Annotated in this window: 18 protein-coding genes; 11 read left to right on the top strand and 7 right to left on the bottom strand. The window is 63.0% G+C overall.

All coding sequences use genetic code 11. The features are described 5' to 3' along the window. The first annotated feature begins 100 nt into the window (after positions 1 to 100). Positions 101 to 1,222: a hypothetical protein gene (locus MTR66_RS11425; protein ID WP_243921051.1), complete on the top strand. Its 1,122-nt coding sequence runs from the start codon at positions 101 to 103 to the stop codon at positions 1,220 to 1,222. Between the two features lie 283 nt (positions 1,223 to 1,505). Here MTR66_RS11425 and MTR66_RS11420 read toward each other — a convergent pair whose 3' ends face one another. Both MTR66_RS11420 and eno read right to left on the bottom strand, forming a co-directional pair. Next, positions 1,506 to 2,153 (bottom strand): TetR/AcrR family transcriptional regulator, encoded by a 648-nt coding sequence (locus tag MTR66_RS11420; RefSeq protein WP_243921049.1) that lies wholly within the window; start codon positions 2,151 to 2,153, stop codon positions 1,506 to 1,508. Positions 2,154 to 2,330: 177 nt separating this feature from the next. Then, a complete protein-coding gene (eno, locus tag MTR66_RS11415; RefSeq protein ID WP_243921047.1) occupies positions 2,331 to 3,617 on the bottom strand; it encodes a phosphopyruvate hydratase in 1,287 nt (428 codons plus the stop codon). 190 nt (positions 3,618 to 3,807) lie between these two features. Between eno and MTR66_RS11410 the strand changes: the two genes are divergently transcribed. The 5 genes from MTR66_RS11410 to MTR66_RS11390 all read left to right on the top strand — a co-directional run bounded on the left by MTR66_RS11410 (position 3,808) and on the right by MTR66_RS11390 (position 5,969). Beyond that, a complete protein-coding gene (locus MTR66_RS11410; RefSeq protein WP_243921045.1) occupies positions 3,808 to 4,323 on the top strand; it encodes an apolipoprotein A1/A4/E family protein in 516 nt (171 codons plus the stop codon). Positions 4,324 to 4,351: 28 nt separating this feature from the next. Next, on the top strand, positions 4,352 to 4,750 hold the full coding sequence (locus tag MTR66_RS11405) for a phage holin family protein (RefSeq protein WP_243921043.1): 399 nt from the start codon (positions 4,352 to 4,354) through the stop codon (positions 4,748 to 4,750). Beyond that, positions 4,747 to 5,070: a hypothetical protein gene (locus MTR66_RS11400; protein WP_243921041.1), complete on the top strand. Its 324-nt coding sequence runs from the start codon at positions 4,747 to 4,749 to the stop codon at positions 5,068 to 5,070. Before MTR66_RS11405 ends, MTR66_RS11400 begins: the two co-directional genes overlap by 4 nt. Further along, positions 5,057 to 5,584 (top strand): hypothetical protein, encoded by a 528-nt coding sequence (locus MTR66_RS11395; protein ID WP_243921040.1) that lies wholly within the window; start codon positions 5,057 to 5,059, stop codon positions 5,582 to 5,584. Before MTR66_RS11400 ends, MTR66_RS11395 begins: the two co-directional genes overlap by 14 nt. Positions 5,585 to 5,747: 163 nt before the next feature. Beyond that, positions 5,748 to 5,969, top strand: a complete 222-nt coding sequence (locus tag MTR66_RS11390) for a DUF4170 domain-containing protein (RefSeq protein ID WP_243921038.1) — start codon at positions 5,748 to 5,750, stop codon at positions 5,967 to 5,969. 91 nt (positions 5,970 to 6,060) lie between these two features. On the opposite strand, the gene greA is transcribed toward MTR66_RS11390, so the two are convergent. The 5 genes from greA to carA form a co-directional block, all read right to left on the bottom strand. Further along, the gene (gene greA, locus MTR66_RS11385; RefSeq protein WP_243921036.1) at positions 6,061 to 6,537 is read right to left on the bottom strand and encodes a transcription elongation factor GreA; all 477 of its coding nucleotides are present in this window, start codon (positions 6,535 to 6,537) and stop codon (positions 6,061 to 6,063) included. Between the two features lie 113 nt (positions 6,538 to 6,650). Beyond that, on the bottom strand, positions 6,651 to 9,977 hold the full coding sequence (carB, locus tag MTR66_RS11380) for a carbamoyl-phosphate synthase large subunit (protein ID WP_243921034.1): 3,327 nt from the start codon (positions 9,975 to 9,977) through the stop codon (positions 6,651 to 6,653). A 55-nt stretch (positions 9,978 to 10,032) separates the two neighbouring features. Continuing rightward, a complete protein-coding gene (locus tag MTR66_RS11375) occupies positions 10,033 to 10,410 on the bottom strand; it encodes a hypothetical protein (protein ID WP_243921032.1) in 378 nt (125 codons plus the stop codon). Further along, entirely contained in the window at positions 10,407 to 10,709 is a 303-nt protein-coding gene (locus MTR66_RS11370; RefSeq protein WP_243921030.1) for a hypothetical protein, read from the bottom strand. The genes MTR66_RS11375 and MTR66_RS11370 overlap by 4 nt, the downstream gene beginning before the upstream one ends. Then, positions 10,706 to 11,872, bottom strand: a complete 1,167-nt coding sequence (gene carA, locus MTR66_RS11365; RefSeq protein ID WP_243921028.1) for a glutamine-hydrolyzing carbamoyl-phosphate synthase small subunit — start codon at positions 11,870 to 11,872, stop codon at positions 10,706 to 10,708. Before carA ends, MTR66_RS11370 begins: the two co-directional genes overlap by 4 nt. 160 nt (positions 11,873 to 12,032) lie before the next feature. Between carA and MTR66_RS11360 the strand changes: the two genes are divergently transcribed. The 5 genes from MTR66_RS11360 to MTR66_RS11340 all read left to right on the top strand — a co-directional run bounded on the left by MTR66_RS11360 (position 12,033) and on the right by MTR66_RS11340 (position 17,678). Then, the gene (locus MTR66_RS11360) at positions 12,033 to 12,485 is read left to right on the top strand and encodes a GatB/YqeY domain-containing protein (RefSeq protein WP_243921026.1); all 453 of its coding nucleotides are present in this window, start codon (positions 12,033 to 12,035) and stop codon (positions 12,483 to 12,485) included. A 132-nt stretch (positions 12,486 to 12,617) separates the two neighbouring features. Continuing rightward, positions 12,618 to 12,971, top strand: a complete 354-nt coding sequence (locus tag MTR66_RS11355) for a GIY-YIG nuclease family protein (protein ID WP_243921024.1) — start codon at positions 12,618 to 12,620, stop codon at positions 12,969 to 12,971. Further along, the gene (gene dnaG, locus MTR66_RS11350) at positions 12,965 to 14,845 is read left to right on the top strand and encodes a DNA primase (RefSeq protein WP_243921022.1); all 1,881 of its coding nucleotides are present in this window, start codon (positions 12,965 to 12,967) and stop codon (positions 14,843 to 14,845) included. The genes MTR66_RS11355 and dnaG overlap by 7 nt, the downstream gene beginning before the upstream one ends. A gap of 57 nt (positions 14,846 to 14,902) precedes the next feature. Further along, positions 14,903 to 16,918 (top strand): RNA polymerase sigma factor RpoD, encoded by a 2,016-nt coding sequence (gene rpoD / locus MTR66_RS11345; RefSeq protein WP_243921020.1) that lies wholly within the window; start codon positions 14,903 to 14,905, stop codon positions 16,916 to 16,918. 160 nt (positions 16,919 to 17,078) lie between these two features. Beyond that, on the top strand, positions 17,079 to 17,678 hold the full coding sequence (locus MTR66_RS11340; protein ID WP_243921018.1) for a DUF2059 domain-containing protein: 600 nt from the start codon (positions 17,079 to 17,081) through the stop codon (positions 17,676 to 17,678). Positions 17,679 to 17,680 lie beyond the last annotated feature (2 nt).

The following is a 17,680-nucleotide window of genomic DNA, read 5'->3' as shown; positions in this document are numbered from 1 at the left end:
CGAAACCCGATCAGCCCGTGCGTTTTCGGACGGACTGACATGTTTGTCGGCCATTCAATAAGGGGTGCATTACACCGCGTTGATTTGTAGAGGAGCGCCGATGGCCAATACTCACGAGATTTGTTTCGTTTTCATCGGCGGCACTCATCAGATATACCATCTGGCGCCCATCGCCGCCCAGATTGCGCGAAGTTCCAGCCGCTTCACGGTGCGATGCATCTGCGCGGATGAGGAAGCGGAGAAGGCCCTCCGCGAAATTGCCGGGCAAATGCAGGCAAAAACGATGGAAATCGCCCGCATTGGCATTCCATGGATCGCGAGGCTGGCAGTCCGCGCCACCGGGCGCCCCTCCGCCGCCAAAGGTCCGATCCTGGCCTCTATACGATGGCATGCACGCCGTTCATGCGCGATCGTTACGCCTGAACGCACTTCAGCCGCACTGCGCAAGATGGGCTGGCGGCGCCCACTGATCCATTTCCGGCATGGAGCGGGCGACAGAGCGCCTGCTTCCGAAAAGCGGCTTCGCGCTTTCGATCTGATCGTTGTTCCGGGCGAGAAGGATTTTCAGCGCGCCCTGGAGCAAGGCATTGACCGGTCACGTCTTCGCGTAGGCGGATATGTGAAGCTTGATTACCTCCGGATCGCCCCGCCCGCGAAAGAATCCTTGTTCGGCAACAGCCTGCCGACCGTCGTCTACAATCCTCATTTCGACGCTCGCATCTCCTCGCTTGATATCGCTTTGGATGTGATCGAGCGCTTCCGCCAGCAGGATCGCTATAATCTTGTTTTCGCGCCCCATATCCGCAGCATGGAGACAATGTCGCAAGCCGATCGCCAGCGCTTCCTTTCGCAGGCCGTTGCCAACCGCATCATCATCGATCTCGGCTCCCCAAGCCTTTTCAACATGCGCTACACTCAGGCAGCGGACATTTATCTGGGTGATGTCTCCAGCCAGCTCTATGAATTTCTCTCGCGGCCAAGGCCCGCGGTTTTCCTAAACAGCCATGGTATCCACTGGGAACCGGACCTTCGCTATGCCGGATGGCACTTGGGCGAAGTCACCGATGGCCCCGGCACCGTTCTTGCGGCCATCGACCGGGCGGTGGCCAATCATCACAACAAGATCGAAGCGCAAGTCAGCGCCCTGAAATTCGCGTTTGGCAATTTCGACGGAGCTATCGAGCGATCGGCGGATATTCTGATCAAGGCCGTTACGGCCTAGGCTCAGGATCTATTAATCGCGCCATCGAGGTTTGAGGCAAAATGGCTCAGGGCCAGGAAAGAAGGCGCAGGAATATGTCGATATTTCAAGGCTTCTTGACGCAGCCATGGGCCATTTTGGTCAAATCCCTCCGGGACGCCCAAATGGCTTCCATCTCGAACCAAAGCGCCCTTGGAAAGGCAACCAGCCTTCCCGGCGGGCCCTTTGGCTCGATATGTTTGCCATTTGGGCGCCTCGATGGCGCGATTAATAGGTCCTGAGCCTAGGGATTTAGATCTGCAGATCAGCCCGCAGCAGCCTCCGCCGCCTCCTTGCGCAGCCGGTCGGCAATGCCGGGGAAGGCCTTGGCCTGCATCGTGCCGTACATCGAAAGGCGCAGGATTTCGTGGCTGAAACGGCGGGACAGTTCGGTGCGCTCGGCGTCTTCGGCGGCGTGGGCGCGGGCGAGGATCGGCCAGAAGAACACGCCCGCCAGATTGACCACCGAAAGCACTTCCACATCGATGCCCGGTTCGGCGAGCCCAGTATCGGCGAAACGGCGCAGCGATCCGCAGTATTCGCGCCAGAACGGATCCTGGCTGGGATCGGGCGAGGCCAGCACCTGCTGCAGCCAGACGCGGCAGATATCCGGGTTTTCCATGGCGAAATCGCACAGCCGGTCGGTCAGCGCGGCGACATCGACCTGCTCCACTTGCCGTTCGCCCACTGTTTCGGGATCGCCGAAAACGGCGCGGAACAGCTTGTCGGAGACCCACTGGATCGTGGCCTCGATCAGCTTTTCACGCGTTTCGAAATGCTGGTAGGCGGTGCCGCGATTGACGGCAGCAAGGTGCGCCACGGCGGACAGGCTGACGCCCTCGACCCCGTCCTTGGCCAGCAGATTGCTGGCTGCATCCAGAATCGTTTCGCGCGTCGCCGCAGGGTCGCGCACCCTGCGTTTCGTCCTCGCCTCCATGATCATGCCCCGTATTGCAAAGAGGCACGACCATAACGGCGAAATGACTAATCGACAATGTTGACTATATAGTCATCCCCCGGGCGAGGCCCAGGGCACCCCGCCGTTCCCGCTCAGGCAGGAACGGCAGGGGCTGTTCGGGATATCCGGTAATCAGACGCTCAGGCGACCGAACGCGCCGGCCCCGGCGTAGCGGGCGGCCTTGCCCAGCTCTTCCTCGATGCGGATGAGCTGGTTGTACTTGGCAAGCCGGTCCGAACGCGCGAGCGAGCCGGTCTTGATCTGGCCGCAGTTGGTGGCGACGGCGAGGTCGGCAATGGTCGAATCCTCGGTCTCGCCCGAACGGTGCGACATAACGGCGGTGTAACCCGCGCGGTTGGCGATCGAGACCGCTTCGAGCGTCTCGGTGAGCGAACCGATCTGATTCACCTTCACCAGCAGCGAGTTGGCAAGGCCCTGCTCGATGCCCATGGTCAGGCGCTTGGGATTGGTCACGAAGAGATCGTCACCCACGAGCTGCACTTTGCCGCCGATCTTGTCGGTCAGCGCCTTCCAGCCTTCGAAATCGTCCTCGGCCATGCCGTCCTCGACCGAGACGATCGGGTAGGCATCGCACAGATCGGCCAGATAGTCGGCGAAAGCGGCGGGATCGAGCGAGAGCCCCTCGCCGCTGATCTCGTACTTGCCGTCCTTGAAGAATTCGGTCGAGGCGCAGTCGAGCGCGATCTGGATGTCGCTGCCGACCTTGAAACCGGCCTTCTCGATGGAGGCCATCACGAAATCGAGCGCGGCGCGGGTGCTGGCAAGGTTCGGCGCGAAACCGCCCTCGTCGCCCACCGAGGTCGACAGGCCCTTTTCGGCGAGGCCCTTCTTCAGCGTGTGGAACACTTCCGAGCCCCAGCGCACCGCTTCGGCGATCGAACCGGCGCCCACCGGCATAATCATGAATTCCTGGAAATCGATCGGGTTATCAGCATGTTCGCCGCCGTTGATGATGTTCATCATCGGCACCGGCAGGACATGGGCGGAAACGCCGCCGATGTAGGAGTAGAGCGGCAGCCCTCGCGCATTGGCGGCGGCCTTGGCGGCGGCGAGGCTGGTGCCGAGAATGGCGTTGGCGCCCAGGCGGCCCTTGTTCTCGGTGCCGTCGAGTTCGATCATCGACAGGTCGAGATCGCGCTGATCCTCGGCATCCATGCCCACCAGCGCCTCGGCGATCTCGTTGTTGACGGCATCGACCGCCTTGAGCACGCCCTTGCCGAGATAGCGCCCCTTGTCGCCATCGCGCAGTTCCACGGCTTCATGCGCGCCGGTCGACGCGCCCGAGGGAACCGCCGCACGGCCGAAGCTGCCATCCTCCAGCAACACATCCACTTCGACGGTGGGATTGCCCCGGCTGTCCAGAATTTCACGGCCATGGATGTCGATGATCGCGGTCATAGATAGAGGTCTCCTCCTGGCGGCGCCCGTCTGCGCCGTTTTCGGCGCTCTAGGCGGGGGAACCCGGCCTGACAAGTTGCGTTGCAGCAATATCGCGGAAGTTGTGTTACTCTGTCCGCATACCATCTATAAGATAGTGCGTTCGCACGGCCGCCATGTCTTGCGAACAGGAAAAGGAAAGGAAACCGCCATGGCCGATCCCGCAGCCCCTACTGAAGACGGCACCCCCAAAGCCAAAAACCACTTCACCAAGGCCATGGAAGAAGCCAAGGCCGGAGCGCAGGCGCTGGCAGGCGAATATAAAGAGAAGCTCAGCCAGACCACGGGCGAATGGACCGGCGATGCCAAGTCCAAATCGGAAGAAGCGCGCGAAAAGGCCAACGCCTTTGCCAGCGACGCCAAGATCAAGGCGGGCGAATATGCCAACGAAGGCAAGGCCCGCACCAGTAAGGCGATTGTCGGCCTGTCCAAGATGATCGACGAGAACGTGGCGCTGATCGACGACAAGGTCGGCCCCAAATACGGCGACTATGTCCGTACCGCGTCCAAATCGATGCAGGATGCCGCCACCAAGCTGGACGAAAAGTCGCTCGACGAGCTGGGTGAGGACGCCAAGGAATTCGTCCGCAAGAGCCCTGGCCTTGCCGTGGGCATGGCCGTGGCCGCAGGTTTCCTGTTCGGCCGCATGTTCAAGAAGAGCAAGTAAGGCCGCGCGGGGAACCACGACCGGAACAATGCAGCCGACCAGTCAAGATCTCCCTCCCCCTGCCAGCGGCGATGCCGGGGCAGCCGGGGGGCTCTCGTTCGCCGGGGATTTGCGCCAGCTTGCCGATGAGGCAAAAGTTCTGGCGCAGGCCGAAATTGCGTTTCAGAAATCCCGCGCCGCTTATGCCGGGTCGGAGACCAAGGGCATTGCCGCGCTGCTGGTGGTGGCCGCGGTGCTGGTGTTCTTCGCCGTGGTGGCGCTGGTAACAGGCAGCGTCATCGCGCTCGGCCCGGTGCTGGGCCTGTGGGGCGCGATGGCGGCCGTCACGCTGGGGCTGCTGCTGATTGCGGGGCTGTGTGCCCTTGGCGCCCGGGCAAAGCTGAAGCGGATGATGGCGGTCATCTCCGACGAGAAGAGCCGCGGATGAGCAAGCTTGCAGACCAGGTCATGGCCGACCGTGCTGCGCGCGATGCGGCCCGCGCGGCTTTCGATGCCCACTACGGCGCGCTCAAGGCGGATATTGAGGAACGCGGTGTTGCCGGTCGCATTGCCGATGAAACCATGGAACAGGCCAAGGAAGTGTTCGACGAAGCCGTTGCCGTGGCGGAGGCCCATCCCGGCGTAATCGGGGGAACCATTACCGCTTTGCTGCTTTGGATATTCAGGACCACGATCATCACCTGGGCCGGGCAAGCGCTCGAACCGGTGCTGGAAAAAGTGAAGGAGCTGGGCAGTGAGCACGACTGATCCGACCAAGCCCGATACCCCCTCGCCGATGGCGAACAACGTCGTTCCCCTGCCGGCCGCCGCCGAAGAGGCGCGCCCGTCCGAGAAAGTCGTATCCTTCGTCAAACGCCATCCCGCGCTCACCGCCGCCGGGGCTCTTGCCGCCGGTGTCGCACTGAGCGCCCTCCTGCCGCGCCCCCGCAAGGCCGGGCGGAAAGCCGCCGGCAAAGTGCTGCGCGTGGCCGAAGCGGCGGGTGCCGCGACGCTGATGTTCGGGCGCGAGGCGGGCGAAAAGGCGCAGTCTCTCGGCTCCGATGCGCGCGATCAGGTTTCCGAACTGGGCGGCAAGGCAGGGAAAGCCGGGCACGAGGCGGCCGGCAAGGTTGAAAAGTACGGCCTCACGGCCCTCGCCGCCGCTGCGGCCTTCGGCCGGGCCACGGCCAAACGGGCAGGCAGGCTGGGCGAAAACGCGGCGGACAAAGCCGCCGAAATCGGCCACAATGCCAGCGATCTGAAAAAACGGATCGTGTCCTGACGCCATTTGCACGTGACATCATAGACAGTTGAAGCTATTCACAATTGATAATGGTTATCATTATCTAACAAGCCACATCGCGGCTGCGATCCGCTCTTGCTCATTGGCTTGGCTAAACCTATAGGGGCCGCTCTTCTCCCAATCAGGAAAGCGGCCCTCTCCCATGCAAAAGCTTCATCTCGTTATGGGCGGCCGGGTCAAGGACCCGCGCAGCCTGGAATTCGTCAATCTGGACGAAATGGATCTCGTCGGCATCTATCCCGACTTCGCCGCCGCGCAGGACGCGTGGAAGTCGGCGGCCCAGCGCACAGTCGACGATGCGGAAATGAAGTATGTGATCGTGCACTTGCACCGGCTGCTCGAACCCGAACTGCCCGAAGGCTGAAACGCAGCCCTCATTTTACAAAAGAAAAGGGCCGGCAGCGATGCCGGCCCTTTTCTTTTGCCGTTCCGGCCCTGCGGGGCCGGAAACCGGATCAGATGAACTCGATGCTCTGCACCAGGTAGAACTTGTCCCCCGCAGGCACCGTCACTTCGATCTCATCCTCGACCCTGCGCCCGATCAGCGCCTTGCCGAGCGGCGAATTGTAGCTGATGCGGCCGATCTTGGCATCCGCCTCATAGGGGCCGACGATCTGATAGCGCACCGGCTTGTCGTCATCATCAAGCAGCGTCACGGTCGCCCCGAAGATCACCTTGTCGCCCGAAAGCGTGGCAGGATCGATGATCTGCGCACGGCTGATCTTGTCTTCGAGATCGGCAATCGTGGCTTCGACCTGCCCCTGCCGCTCCTTGGCGGCATGGTATTCGGCATTTTCCGAAAGGTCGCCGTGGGCACGCGCTTCCTCGATGGCATCGACGATGCGGGGCCGTTCCTCGCGCAGCGCCTTGATTTCCGCAGTCAGCCTTTCGTAGCCTTCCGCGAGCATAGGCAGCTTTTCGACACTGGCCATTTCTACTCTCTTCCTTCCTGCCGCTTCCCCGGTTCATCTGCGACTATTCGCCTGCCCCGTCCCTGCGAAGAGACGGGCCGACCTGCAGCGATGTGGGGAAGCAAGATCGAATTTCAGCTATAATAATCCTGCAACGAGCGCACTTCAAGCTGACTGCCACGAATCGTGTCGATAGCCTCCGCCGCCGCCACGCTGGTGGCCGCGGTCGTGAAGATCGAGACCTTCCCGGTAATCGCCGAAGCCCGGATCGATTGCGAGTCCTTCAGGCTCTGCCAACCCTCGGTCGTGTTGAAGATCAGCGCCACTTCGCCATCGGCGATCTTGTCGACGATGTGCGGGCGCCCTTCGGCCACCTTGTTCACCAGTTCGACCGAAGTCAGCCCGGCATCCGCCAGATACTCCTGCGTGCCCGAGGTGGCGATGATGCGGAAGCCGTTGTCGATCAGCGTGCGGATGGCCGGCACGATCAGCGGCTTGTCGCTGTCCTTCACCGAGACGAACACCGTGCCTTCGGTCGGCAGGCGCATGCTGGCGCCGAGCTGGGCCTTGCCGAACGCGCGCGGATAATCCCGATCGATTCCCATGACTTCGCCGGTGGACTTCATTTCCGGGCTCAGCACCGGATCGACGCCGGGGAAGCGCGCGAAGGGGAACACCGCTTCCTTCACCGCGGTATAATCGAGATCGCGTTTGAACGGCGGGAAATCGGAGAGCTTCTCGCCCGCCATCACGCGCGCGGCAATCTTGGCGACCGGCTGGCCGATGGCCTTGGCGACAAACGGCACCGTGCGCGAGGCGCGCGGGTTCACCTCGATGAGGTAAACCTCCCCATCCTTCACTGCGAACTGCACGTTCATCAGCCCGCGCACGCCCAGCCCCATGGCCAGCGCCTTGGCCTGGTTTTCCATCTCGGTGATGATGTCCGCAGGCAGGCTGTAAGGCGGGATGGTGCAGGCGCTGTCGCCCGAGTGGACGCCCGCCTCCTCGATATGCTGCATGACGCCCGCGATCTGCACCTGCTCGCCGTCGCACAGGGCATCGACGTCGCATTCGATCGCATCGCGCAGGTACTGGTCGATCAGCACCGGGGAATCCCCCGAAACCTGCACGGCGGTGGCGATGTAGTCATCGAGCTGCTGTTCGCTGTCGACGATCTCCATCGCGCGCCCGCCCAGAACGTAGCTGGGGCGCGTGAGCACGGGATAGCCGATACGGTTCGCCACGGCGACGGCCTCGTCGCGGCTGCGGGCAATGCCGTTGGCGGGCTGCTTGAGCTGCAGCTTCTCGACCAGCGCGGCGAAGCGCTCGCGGTCTTCGGCAAGGTCGATGGCATCGGGCGAGGTGCCCAGGATCGGAATGCCCGCATCTTCCAGCGCCTGCGCCAGCTTGAGCGGGGTCTGCCCGCCGAACTGCACGATCACGCCGACGAGTTCCCCCTTCGACTGCTCCACGCGCAGGATTTCCAGCACGTCCTCTCCGGTCAGCGGCTCGAAATAGAGGCGGTCGGAGGTGTCGTAGTCGGTCGAGACGGTTTCCGGGTTGCAGTTGACCATGATCGTCTCATAGCCCGCCTCGGACAGCGCGAAGCAGGCGTGGACGCAGCAATAGTCGAACTCGATGCCCTGCCCGATGCGGTTCGGCCCGCCGCCCAGGATCACGATCTTCTTGCGCTCGGACGGCATCGCCTCGTTCTCGGGCTCGCCGAAGGTGGGCGCCTCGTATGTCGAGTACATGTAGGGCGTGACCGCCTCGAACTCGGCCGCGCAGGAATCGATGCGCTTGAACACCGGATGGACATCCAGCTTCTCGCGCAGCGCGCGCACTTCGTCCTCGCTGGTGGCACCGGCCATGGCGCGCAGCGTATCGTGCAGCAGCCCGGCGCGCTTGGCCTGGGTTTCGCCCAGACCGCCCGCGACATGGACGGAGCGCACGGCCAGCGTCGCCAGACGCTTGTCCGAAAAACCCATGGCCTTGAGACGGCGCATTCCCTGCGCGTCGATCGGCAGACCGTCCTGCATGATCTTCGCTTCTTCGGCGATGATCTCTTCGATGTGGCGCAGGAACCACTTGTCGTAATGCGTGATCGCGTGGATCTCGTCCACCGTGAAGCCTTCGCGCATCGCCTGCGCGGCGTGCAGCAGACGGTCGGGCGTCGCCTTGGAGAGCGCGGCGGTGATCGTGTCGCGCCCGGCGCCTTCCAGCTCGGGTACACGGTTGAAGCCGTCGAGCCCGGTTTCAAGGCCGCGCAGCGCCTTCTGCATCGATTCCTTGATATTGCGCCCGATCGCCATGACTTCGCCGACCGACTTCATCGCGGTGGTCAGCAGCGGCTCGGCGCCCTTGAACTTCTCGAACGCGAAGCGCGGGATCTTGGTGACGACGTAGTCGATGGTCGGCTCGAACGAGGCCGGGGTGGCGCCGGTGATCTCGTTCATGATCTCGTCGAGCGTATAGCCCACCGCGAGCTTCGCCGCGACGCGCGCGATCGGGAAGCCGGTCGCCTTCGAAGCCAGCGCCGAGGAGCGCGAGACGCGCGGGTTCATCTCGATGACGATCAGGCGGCCATCCTTCGGATTGACTGCGAACTGTACGTTCGAACCGCCTGTTTCCACACCGATTTCACGCAGCACAGCAAGGCTGGCCGAGCGCATGATCTGGTATTCCTTGTCGGTCAGCGTCAGCGCCGGAGCGACAGTGATGGAGTCGCCGGTATGAACGCCCATCGGATCGACATTCTCGATCGAGCAGATGATGATGGCATTGTCGTGCTTGTCGCGCACGACTTCCATCTCGTATTCCTTCCAGCCGAGCAGGCTTTCCTCGATCAGCACTTCGGTAGTCGGCGAAGCATCGAGGCCCGAGCGCACGATGCTCTCGAACTCGGCCTTGTTGTAGGCGACGCCGCCGCCGGTGCCGCCCATGGTGAAGCTGGGGCGGATGATCGAGGGCAGCCCGGTACGCTCCAGCACCGCGAAGGCCTCGTCGAGCGTATGCGCGGTGCCCGAACGCGCGGATTCGAGCCCGATCTTGTCCATCGCCTCGCGAAAGCGCGTGCGGTTCTCGGCCTTGTCGATGGCATCGGCATTGGCGCCGATCATGGTGACGCCGTACTTGTCCAGCGTGCCGTCCTCGAACAGCGCCAGCGCGCAATTGAGCGCGGTCTGCCCGCCCATGGTCGGGAGCACCGCGTCCGGGCGCTCCTTCTCGATGATGCGGGCGACCACTTCGGGCACGATCGGCTCGACATAAGTCGCATCGGCCATGTCCGGGTCGGTCATGATCGTGGCCGGGTTGGAGTTCACCAGAATGACCCGGTAGCCCTCTTCCTTGAGCGCCTTTATCGCCTGGGTCCCCGAATAGTCGAACTCGCAGGCCTGCCCGATGATGATCGGACCGGCACCAATGACGAGGATCGAGGAGATGTCTGTGCGCTTGGGCATGGGAGAGGGCTATCCTGGCTTCTGGAGTCTGTCTGTAATCGCGCGGGCTGGCGGCCTAGGCCACCAGTTCGCCGAATGCCTTGTCCCAGAATTCGGGACCTTCGGCTTCGGCCTGAAGAATGATCGCGTTGCGGGCCTGCATGTCCTTGACCGCGGCCTGGAACTTGTCCGCCTGGAACTGGTGCATCTTGCCGCCGAATTCGTTTTCGGTGGTCGCCCAGGCGCCCTTTTCGATCATCATGTCGAGGAATTCCTTGCCCGCCGCCTTGGACTGCGCGCGCACCTTCATGCCGAACTTGCGCGTGGCGATCTGGAACTTGTCCTCGATGATGAGGCTCAGCTCGCCATAGGGATACCAGCGCGTGGCAATGTTGAGGTCGTTGGCCGGGCCCGCGACGTAGTAGGCGATCATGTGGTCGGTAAGATCACTCATGGCTTGGTCTCTCTCTCGGTCTGTCCCTTGATTTTCACTGCGTAGTCGATGCTGACGTGCGGCAATCGCGCGCGCAGCTCGCCCAGAACGCAGGCCTGCTTCGCTTGGGGCATGGCGGGAGCAGGGTCAAACTTCACCTTGTCGGCCTCTACCGTGATCGTCCTGGCGGAAACCCCGCACTTCGCGGCAACGGCCGCCACTTTCGCCCCGCTCAGCAACGCGGGCCTTGGCGGCGGCTTGCTGTCGCAGGCCGCCAGAAAGGCGCACGGTGCCAGAAGCAGGACGGCGGCTTGCTTCAAGCCAGCATCCCGACGAACTTCTCGAACAGATAGAAGCTGTCCTGCGGGCCCGGGCTCGCCTCGGGGTGGTACTGCACGCCGAACGCGCGCTTGCCCTTGATGGCGATGCCGCAGTTGGACCCGTCGAACAGCGAGACGTGGGTTTCCTCCACACTGTCGGGCAGCGAGGCGTTGTCCACCGCGAAGCCGTGGTTCATCGAGGTGATCTCCACCACGCCGTCTTCCAGCCGCTTGACCGGATGGTTGGCGCCGCGATGGCCCTGGAACATCTTGGCCGTCTTCGCCCCGGCGGCAAGGCCGAGCATCTGGTGGCCCAAACAGATACCAAAGACCGGAACGTCGCGCTCCAGCAGCCCCTGGATCACCGGCACGGCATAAGCACCGGTCGCCGCCGGATCGCCCGGGCCATTGGAGAGGAACACGCCGTCAGGCTTCAGTTCGAGGATCGTTTCCAGCGAGGTTTCGGCGGGCACCACAGTCACATGGGCACCGGCCTGCACCAGATTGCGGAAGATGTTGTCCTTGGCCCCGAAATCCATGGCGACCACATGCGGGCGCCCCTCTTCGGAAGGATGCCCATAGCCCTCGCCCAGCGTCCAGATCGAGCCTTCCCACTCCTCGCTGGCAGTGCGGCTCACCACTTTGGCGAGGTCCATGCCTTCCAGCCCCGGCCATTCCTGCGCCTTCCTGAGCAGCGCGGGAATGTCGAACGCCCCTTCGGGATCGTGCGCGATCACCGCATTGGGCGCGCCCGAAAGGCGGATGCGGCGGGTGAGCGCGCGGGTGTCGATGCCCGAAAGGCCGACCTTGCCCTTGGCGGCCAGCCAGTCTCCGAATTCGCCGTGCGAGCGGAAGTTGGACGCCAGCGTCACATCCTCGCGCACCACGCAGCCCACGGCGCCATCGACCTGCGATTCGAGATCTTCGTCATTCACCCCGACATTGCCGATATGCGGGAACGTGAAAGTCACGATCTGCCCGGCGTAGGACGGATCGGTCATCACTTCCTGATACCCGGTCATCGACGTGTTGAAGCAGACTTCGCCCACCGCGTCTCCCACGGCGCCGAAACCACGCCCCCACAGGACGCTCCCGTCGCTCAGGACAAGGACGCCTGTCGCCCCTTCCGGTTTGGGCGCAAGCGAAGATGCGGCGTCGGCCATAGTGGGTCGCTCCGTTTGAGGCGTTTCTGACGATGAGTGCTAAGGCCCACGCGCTAGACACGGTTGTGCATGGCGTCAAGGCGCGAGGGTGCAATTTGCCGCGCGGCTTGCTAACTTTTGCGCAGCCACGTTTCTCACTCATCAGGAAAACAGAAGAACAATGATTCGCGATTCGATCAAGGCCGCACAGATTTCCGCCATGAAAGCCGGTGACAAGCCGCGCCTCGCCGCCGTGCGCCTCATCCTTGCCAAGATCAAGGACCGGGACATCGAACTGCGCACCTCCGCCGAAACGCCGGACGACGATGCCCTGGTGATCGACGTGCTGCAGAAAATGGTGAAGCAGCGCCGCGAATCGATCAAGCTGTTCGAGGAAGGCGGCCGCCCCGAACGCGCCGAAGGCGAAAAGGCCGAACTCGTGGTGATCGAGGAATTCCTCCCCGCGCAGATGTCCGAAGCGGAAACCAAGGCCGCGATCGAGGCGATCAAGGCCGAAGTGGGCGCTGCGGGCATGAAGGACATGGGCAAAGTCATGGGCCTGCTCAAGGAACGCCACGGCGCGCAGCTCGACATGGGCAAGGCCAGTGGCTGGGTGAAAGCCGCGCTCGCCTGATGCCGCGCGCTTGCGTGTCTCGACTACGGCCTGCGGCCTTCGCTCGACACGAACGGACGGTGGAGAAAATTTCAGCTATCGTCACCGTTCGTGTCGAGCGAAGTCGAGACACGCGCAGCGCAACCTAGCCTCATGGCTTTCTGGGCCTACATTCTGCGATGCGCGGACGGGAAATACTACACCGGGCATACAGACAATCTGGAACGCAGAATGGCAGAACATCAGCATGGCGGCTTCTGCGATTTCACCTCCCGGCGAAGACCGGTGACATTGATCTGGTGTGCAGAGTTTCCTTCCCGCTACGAAGCCTTGAGTGCTGAGTTGCGTGTTAAAAAATGGTCCCGTGCCAAGAAAGAAGCCCTTGCCGCCAGCGATTGGGGCAAACTGTCCTACTTCGCCCGCCCGCCGCACGAACGTGTCTCGACTTCGCTCGACACGAACGGAGATAGAACGGCAAGAAATGGGCCTGGAGAGACTGCGTGTTAACCCCCCAATGGCTCGATCAGCTCCGCTCCCGTATCACGCTTTCGACGCTGATCGGCCGCTCGACGCGCCTGCAAAAGGCCGGGCGCGAGTACAAGGCCTGCTGCCCGTTCCATAACGAGAAAAGCCCCAGCTTCACCGTCAACGACGAGAAGGGCTTCTACCATTGTTTCGGCTGCGGCGCCCACGGCGATGCCATCCGCTGGATGACCGACCATCAGGGCCTCGCCTTCATGGATGCGGTGAAGGAGCTCGCCGCCGAAGCGGGCATGGATGTGCCCGCACCCGATCCGCGTGCAGCGAAAGCGGCGGAAAAACGCGATACGCTGCACGACGTGATGGCCGCCGCGCAGGAATGGTTCGTGCACAACCTTGCCGGGCCCGAGGGCGATGCCGCGCGGCGCTATCTCGCCACGCGCGGGTTCGATGCGCATACCGTGCAGCGCTTCGGCTTCGGCTATGCGCCGGAGGGGCGGCAGGCGCTGAAAGAAGCCCTCTCCCGCTTCCCGCAGCCGATGCTGATCGAGGCGGGCCTTCGAATCGAAGTCGAAGGGCGCGATCCCTATGACCGGTTCCGCGGCCGCCTGATGCTGCCGATCGAGGATGCGCGCGGGCGGGTGATTGCCTTCGGCGGGCGCATCCTTACCAAGACCAAGACCGACGCGCCCAAATACCTGAACTCGCCCGACACCCCGCTCTTCGACAAGGGCCGCACGCTCTACAATCTCCACCGCGCCGCGCCCGCCGCGCGCCATGCGGGGCGGATGATCGTGGTCGAAGGCTATATGGACGTGATCGCGCTGGCGGCGGCGGGCATTGCCGAATGCGTCGCGCCGCTCGGCACGGCGCTCACCGAGAACCAGATCGAGATGCTCTGGCGCCATGTCGAGGCGCCGATCCTGTGCTTCGACGGCGATACGGCGGGCCAGCGCGCGGCGATGCGCGCGATCACCCGCGCCCTGCCGCTGCTGCGCCCGGCCCATTCGCTGCGCATCGTGCGGCTGCCCGAAGGGCTCGATCCGGACGATCTGATCAAGGCCAAGGGACCGCAAGCGATGGAAGCTCTGCTGGGCGAGGCAAGGCCGCTGATCGACGTGCTCTGGGAGGTGGAGCGCGATGCCCACCCGCTCAATACACCCGAGGACAAGGCAGGCCTCAAGGCCCGGCTGATGGAGCATGCCGACGCTATCCAGCATCCCGACATCGCCAGCCTCTACCGCCGCGAATTGCAGGATCGCTATTCCGCCTTTGCCTTTCCCAAGCGCGAAAGCCGCTGGCAGAGTGGCGGTTGGCAGGGGCACGGCAGGCCCGCGTTCCAGCCCCGGCCGGGCGGCGGCAAATGGCAGCCCGGCCGCCCTGTCCCGGCGCCATCCTCCCCCGAATCACTTGAACGGCTGCGCAAGGCGGCATCGGGCGGCGCGCGCGATGCGTTGTCCGCTGCCGTGCTCGCCGGACTGATCCGCTGGCCGGACCAGATTTTCCGGTATGCAGAAACACTTGCCCGCACCCCGCAGCTCGATCCGCGTTTTTTCACCCTGCTGGAGTGCTGCAACGCCACGGATGTGCTTGAAAGCCACACCCTTGCCACCATATTGCAGGAAAATGGTCTGGAAGTTCCCAGAACCGCTGATTATTCGGGGCTGCGCTTCGGCTTTCTGGCCCCCGACGCAAATGCGGAGCAAGCGGCAGAGGAACTGGGTCAGGCCATTGATCTCTTGGTCGAGCGTCCGGTTCTGGAGGCGGCTCTGGCACAGGCGACTGCGCGGTTCGAAAGCGAGCTGTCGGAGGAGTCTTTTGCCGAGCAGCAGCGTCTGCTCAAGAGAAAGCTGGAATTTGATAGTCGCCTCAGGCAAATGGCGAGCAGACATGCGTCCTGATCCGGATTGTATAATTATACATCCCGGTCCGGGGCAGCAGGATTTAACGGCGGAAGAATGAGCAAGAACGACACCAACAGCGGCGAAAATATCGATGGCACCGATGCACCGCTGATCGATCTCAACGAAGCTTCGATCAAGAAGCTGATCGCCCGCGCCAAGCGGCGCGGCGTGATTACGGTCGACGAACTGAACGAGGCCTTGCCGCAAGACCAGATGTCCACCGACCAGATCGAGGACATCATGGCCGCGATCTCGGAAATGGGCGTCAACATCGTCGAGAACGACGAGGACGCGCAGGCCGACGACGAGGACGAGGTCGAGGAAGTCGATTCGGACGGTTCCGCCCAGAAGGTCGTCGTCGAGACCAAGAAGAAGGAAACGGTCGAGCGGACCGACGACCCGGTGCGCATGTACTTGCGCGAGATGGGCGCGGTCGAGTTGCTCAGCCGCGAGGGCGAAATCGCCATCGCCAAGCGCATCGAGGCCGGCCGGGACATGATGATCCTGGGCCTGTGCGAAAGCCCGCTCACCTTCCACGCCATCATCCAATGGTCCGAGGCGCTGAACAACGGCGAGATGCAGCTGCGCGAGATCCTCGATCTCGACGCCATGCTCTCCAAGGAGCCCGCGCCCGAGAGCCTGAGCGACGACGCCGAAAGCGACGACGACGGCGAAATCAGCGAAGCCACCGCCGGCCCTTCCTACAAGGAAGATGACGACGAGGAAGACGAATCCTCCGAGGAAGGCGAAGACGGCGAGGAAGGCTCCTCGCGCCGCAAGGAAGAAGAGGAAGAGGAAGACAACACCCTCTCGCTCGCCCAGATGGAAGCGGCCCTCAAGCCCGAAGCGCTCGAAAAATTCGCAGCCATTACCGGCCTGTTCCAGACCTTCGAGAAACTCCAGAACGAGCGCCTCGAAGCGCTGGCGCTGGGCATCGACTTCCCCGCCGCCAAGGAAGACCAGTACCAGCAGCTGCGCGAAGACCTCACCGCGCAAGTGGAATCGGTGCAGTTCCACGCGACCAAGATCGAGTACCTGGTCGACAACCTCTATGCCTACAACCGCCGCCTGACCACGCTGGGCGGCCAGATGCTGCGTCTGGCCGAGCGCCACAAGGTCAAGCGCGCGGACTTCCTCGCCACTTACGTCGGCCGCGAGCTGGACGACACCTGGCTGCCGGAAATGTCCAAGAAGGACAAGAAGTGGGCTGCCTTTGCCGATAGCGAAGCCGATTCGGTCGAACGCATCCGCTCCGAAGTGGCGGATATCGCCGCCGCTACCGGCATGGCGCTCCCCGAATTCCGCCGCATCGTCAACATGGTGCAGAAGGCGGAGCGCGAGGCGCGCATCGCCAAGAAGGAAATGGTCGAGGCGAACCTGCGCCTCGTGATTTCCATCGCCAAGAAGTACACCAACCGCGGCTTGCAGTTCCTCGACCTCATTCAGGAAGGCAACATTGGCCTGATGAAGGCGGTCGACAAGTTCGAGTACCGCCGCGGTTATAAGTTCAGCACCTATGCCACCTGGTGGATCCGTCAGGCGATCACCCGCTCGATCGCGGATCAGGCGCGCACGATCCGCATCCCGGTCCACATGATCGAGACGATCAACAAGCTGGTGCGCACCAGCCGCCAGTTCCTCCACGAACAGGGCCGCGAGCCCACACCCGAGGAAATGGCCGAGCGCCTCTCCATGCCGCTCGAAAAGGTGCGCAAGGTGATGAAGATCGCCAAGGAGCCGATCTCCCTCGAAACCCCGATCGGCGACGAGGAAGACAGCCACCTGGGCGATTTCATCGAGGACAAGAACGCGATCATCCCGGTGGATGCGGCGATCCAGTCGAACCTCAAGGAAACCGTCACCCGCGTCCTCGCCTCGCTCACCCCGCGCGAGGAGCGCGTGCTGCGCATGCGCTTCGGCATCGGCATGAACACCGATCACACGCTGGAAGAAGTCGGCCAGCAGTTCTCGGTGACGCGCGAACGTATCCGCCAGATCGAGGCCAAGGCCCTGCGCAAGCTCAAGCACCCGAGCCGCAGCCGCAAGATGCGCTCGTTCCTCGACCAGTAAGGCCTTCTCTTAGCAACGATTTCAGCACCCGCCGGCGCAAGTCTGCGGGTGTTTTCGTTTGTCCGCAAAATTTGCCTCTGCTAGCGCTTCTGCCCTTGGTTCTTCAGGGGGTAACATGAAACGGCAGGCACTTTCCGGCACCGTACTGGCACTCATACCGTTGGCGGCCGCGATCCCTGCCCCGGTGCTCGCGGCAGCATCGCAACCGGCCGCCCCGGCGGCAGCCGATGCCGCGCCGCAAGCCGCTTCAGAAAGTCTTACCCTCGCGCGTTCCATCGTCACCACCGCCTTTCCACCCGACAGCCGCGAGGAGATGATGGAGAAGCTGATGACAACTGTCGTTTCGCAGATGAAAGACAGTATGCCGCTCGACACACTCACCGATCCCGGCCTGCGAAAGATCGTCACCGATTACCTTGAAGGCGTGCCTGGCATGCTGCGACCGGCCACATCGGCATTCATTCCCAAGCAGATGGAGGCCATCGCGCAAGCCTATACGCAGATATTCACGCTGGCAGAACTCAGGGACGTGGCCGCCTTTGCGCACACGCCCAGCGGCAAGACCTTCCTTCAGCGCAGTACGGAAGTGCTCTCACAACCCGCGGTTGCAGCCGTGAACAGGACCTATTTCCGCGAAGCTGGCGAGATTTCCAGAAAAGGCGAAGCGCAGCTGAAAGCGCAAGTTATCGCCTACATCAAGGAACATCCCGAGGCGATTGCGCAAAATACGCAGAAACAGCCAGCCGAACCCACGAAGTGAGC

Origin of the sequence: Novosphingobium beihaiense, from assembly GCF_022832375.1 — a bacterium.
Classification (GTDB): domain Bacteria; phylum Pseudomonadota; class Alphaproteobacteria; order Sphingomonadales; family Sphingomonadaceae; genus Novosphingobium; species Novosphingobium beihaiensis.
Note: the sequence above shows the minus strand (reverse complement) of the source record. Positions and strands in the feature narration are given on the sequence as shown.

Coding starts and splice junctions, on each gene's coding strand:
- MTR66_RS11375 (WP_243921032.1), bottom strand. CDS start 10,410: ATGAGTGATCTTACCGACCACATGATCGCCTACTACGTCGCGGGCCCG.
- MTR66_RS11400 (WP_243921041.1), top strand. CDS start 4,747: ATGAGCAAGCTTGCAGACCAGGTCATGGCCGACCGTGCTGCGCGCGAT.
- MTR66_RS11410 (WP_243921045.1), top strand. CDS start 3,808: ATGGCCGATCCCGCAGCCCCTACTGAAGACGGCACCCCCAAAGCCAAA.
- rpoD (WP_243921020.1), top strand. CDS start 14,903: ATGAGCAAGAACGACACCAACAGCGGCGAAAATATCGATGGCACCGAT.
- MTR66_RS11360 (WP_243921026.1), top strand. CDS start 12,033: ATGATTCGCGATTCGATCAAGGCCGCACAGATTTCCGCCATGAAAGCC.
- greA (WP_243921036.1), bottom strand. CDS start 6,537: ATGGCCAGTGTCGAAAAGCTGCCTATGCTCGCGGAAGGCTACGAAAGG.
- eno (WP_243921047.1), bottom strand. CDS start 3,617: ATGACCGCGATCATCGACATCCATGGCCGTGAAATTCTGGACAGCCGG.
- carA (WP_243921028.1), bottom strand. CDS start 11,872: ATGGCCGACGCCGCATCTTCGCTTGCGCCCAAACCGGAAGGGGCGACA.
- MTR66_RS11425 (WP_243921051.1), top strand. CDS start 101: ATGGCCAATACTCACGAGATTTGTTTCGTTTTCATCGGCGGCACTCAT.
- MTR66_RS11390 (WP_243921038.1), top strand. CDS start 5,748: ATGCAAAAGCTTCATCTCGTTATGGGCGGCCGGGTCAAGGACCCGCGC.
- MTR66_RS11355 (WP_243921024.1), top strand. CDS start 12,618: ATGGCTTTCTGGGCCTACATTCTGCGATGCGCGGACGGGAAATACTAC.
- MTR66_RS11405 (WP_243921043.1), top strand. CDS start 4,352: ATGCAGCCGACCAGTCAAGATCTCCCTCCCCCTGCCAGCGGCGATGCC.
- carB (WP_243921034.1), bottom strand. CDS start 9,977: ATGCCCAAGCGCACAGACATCTCCTCGATCCTCGTCATTGGTGCCGGT.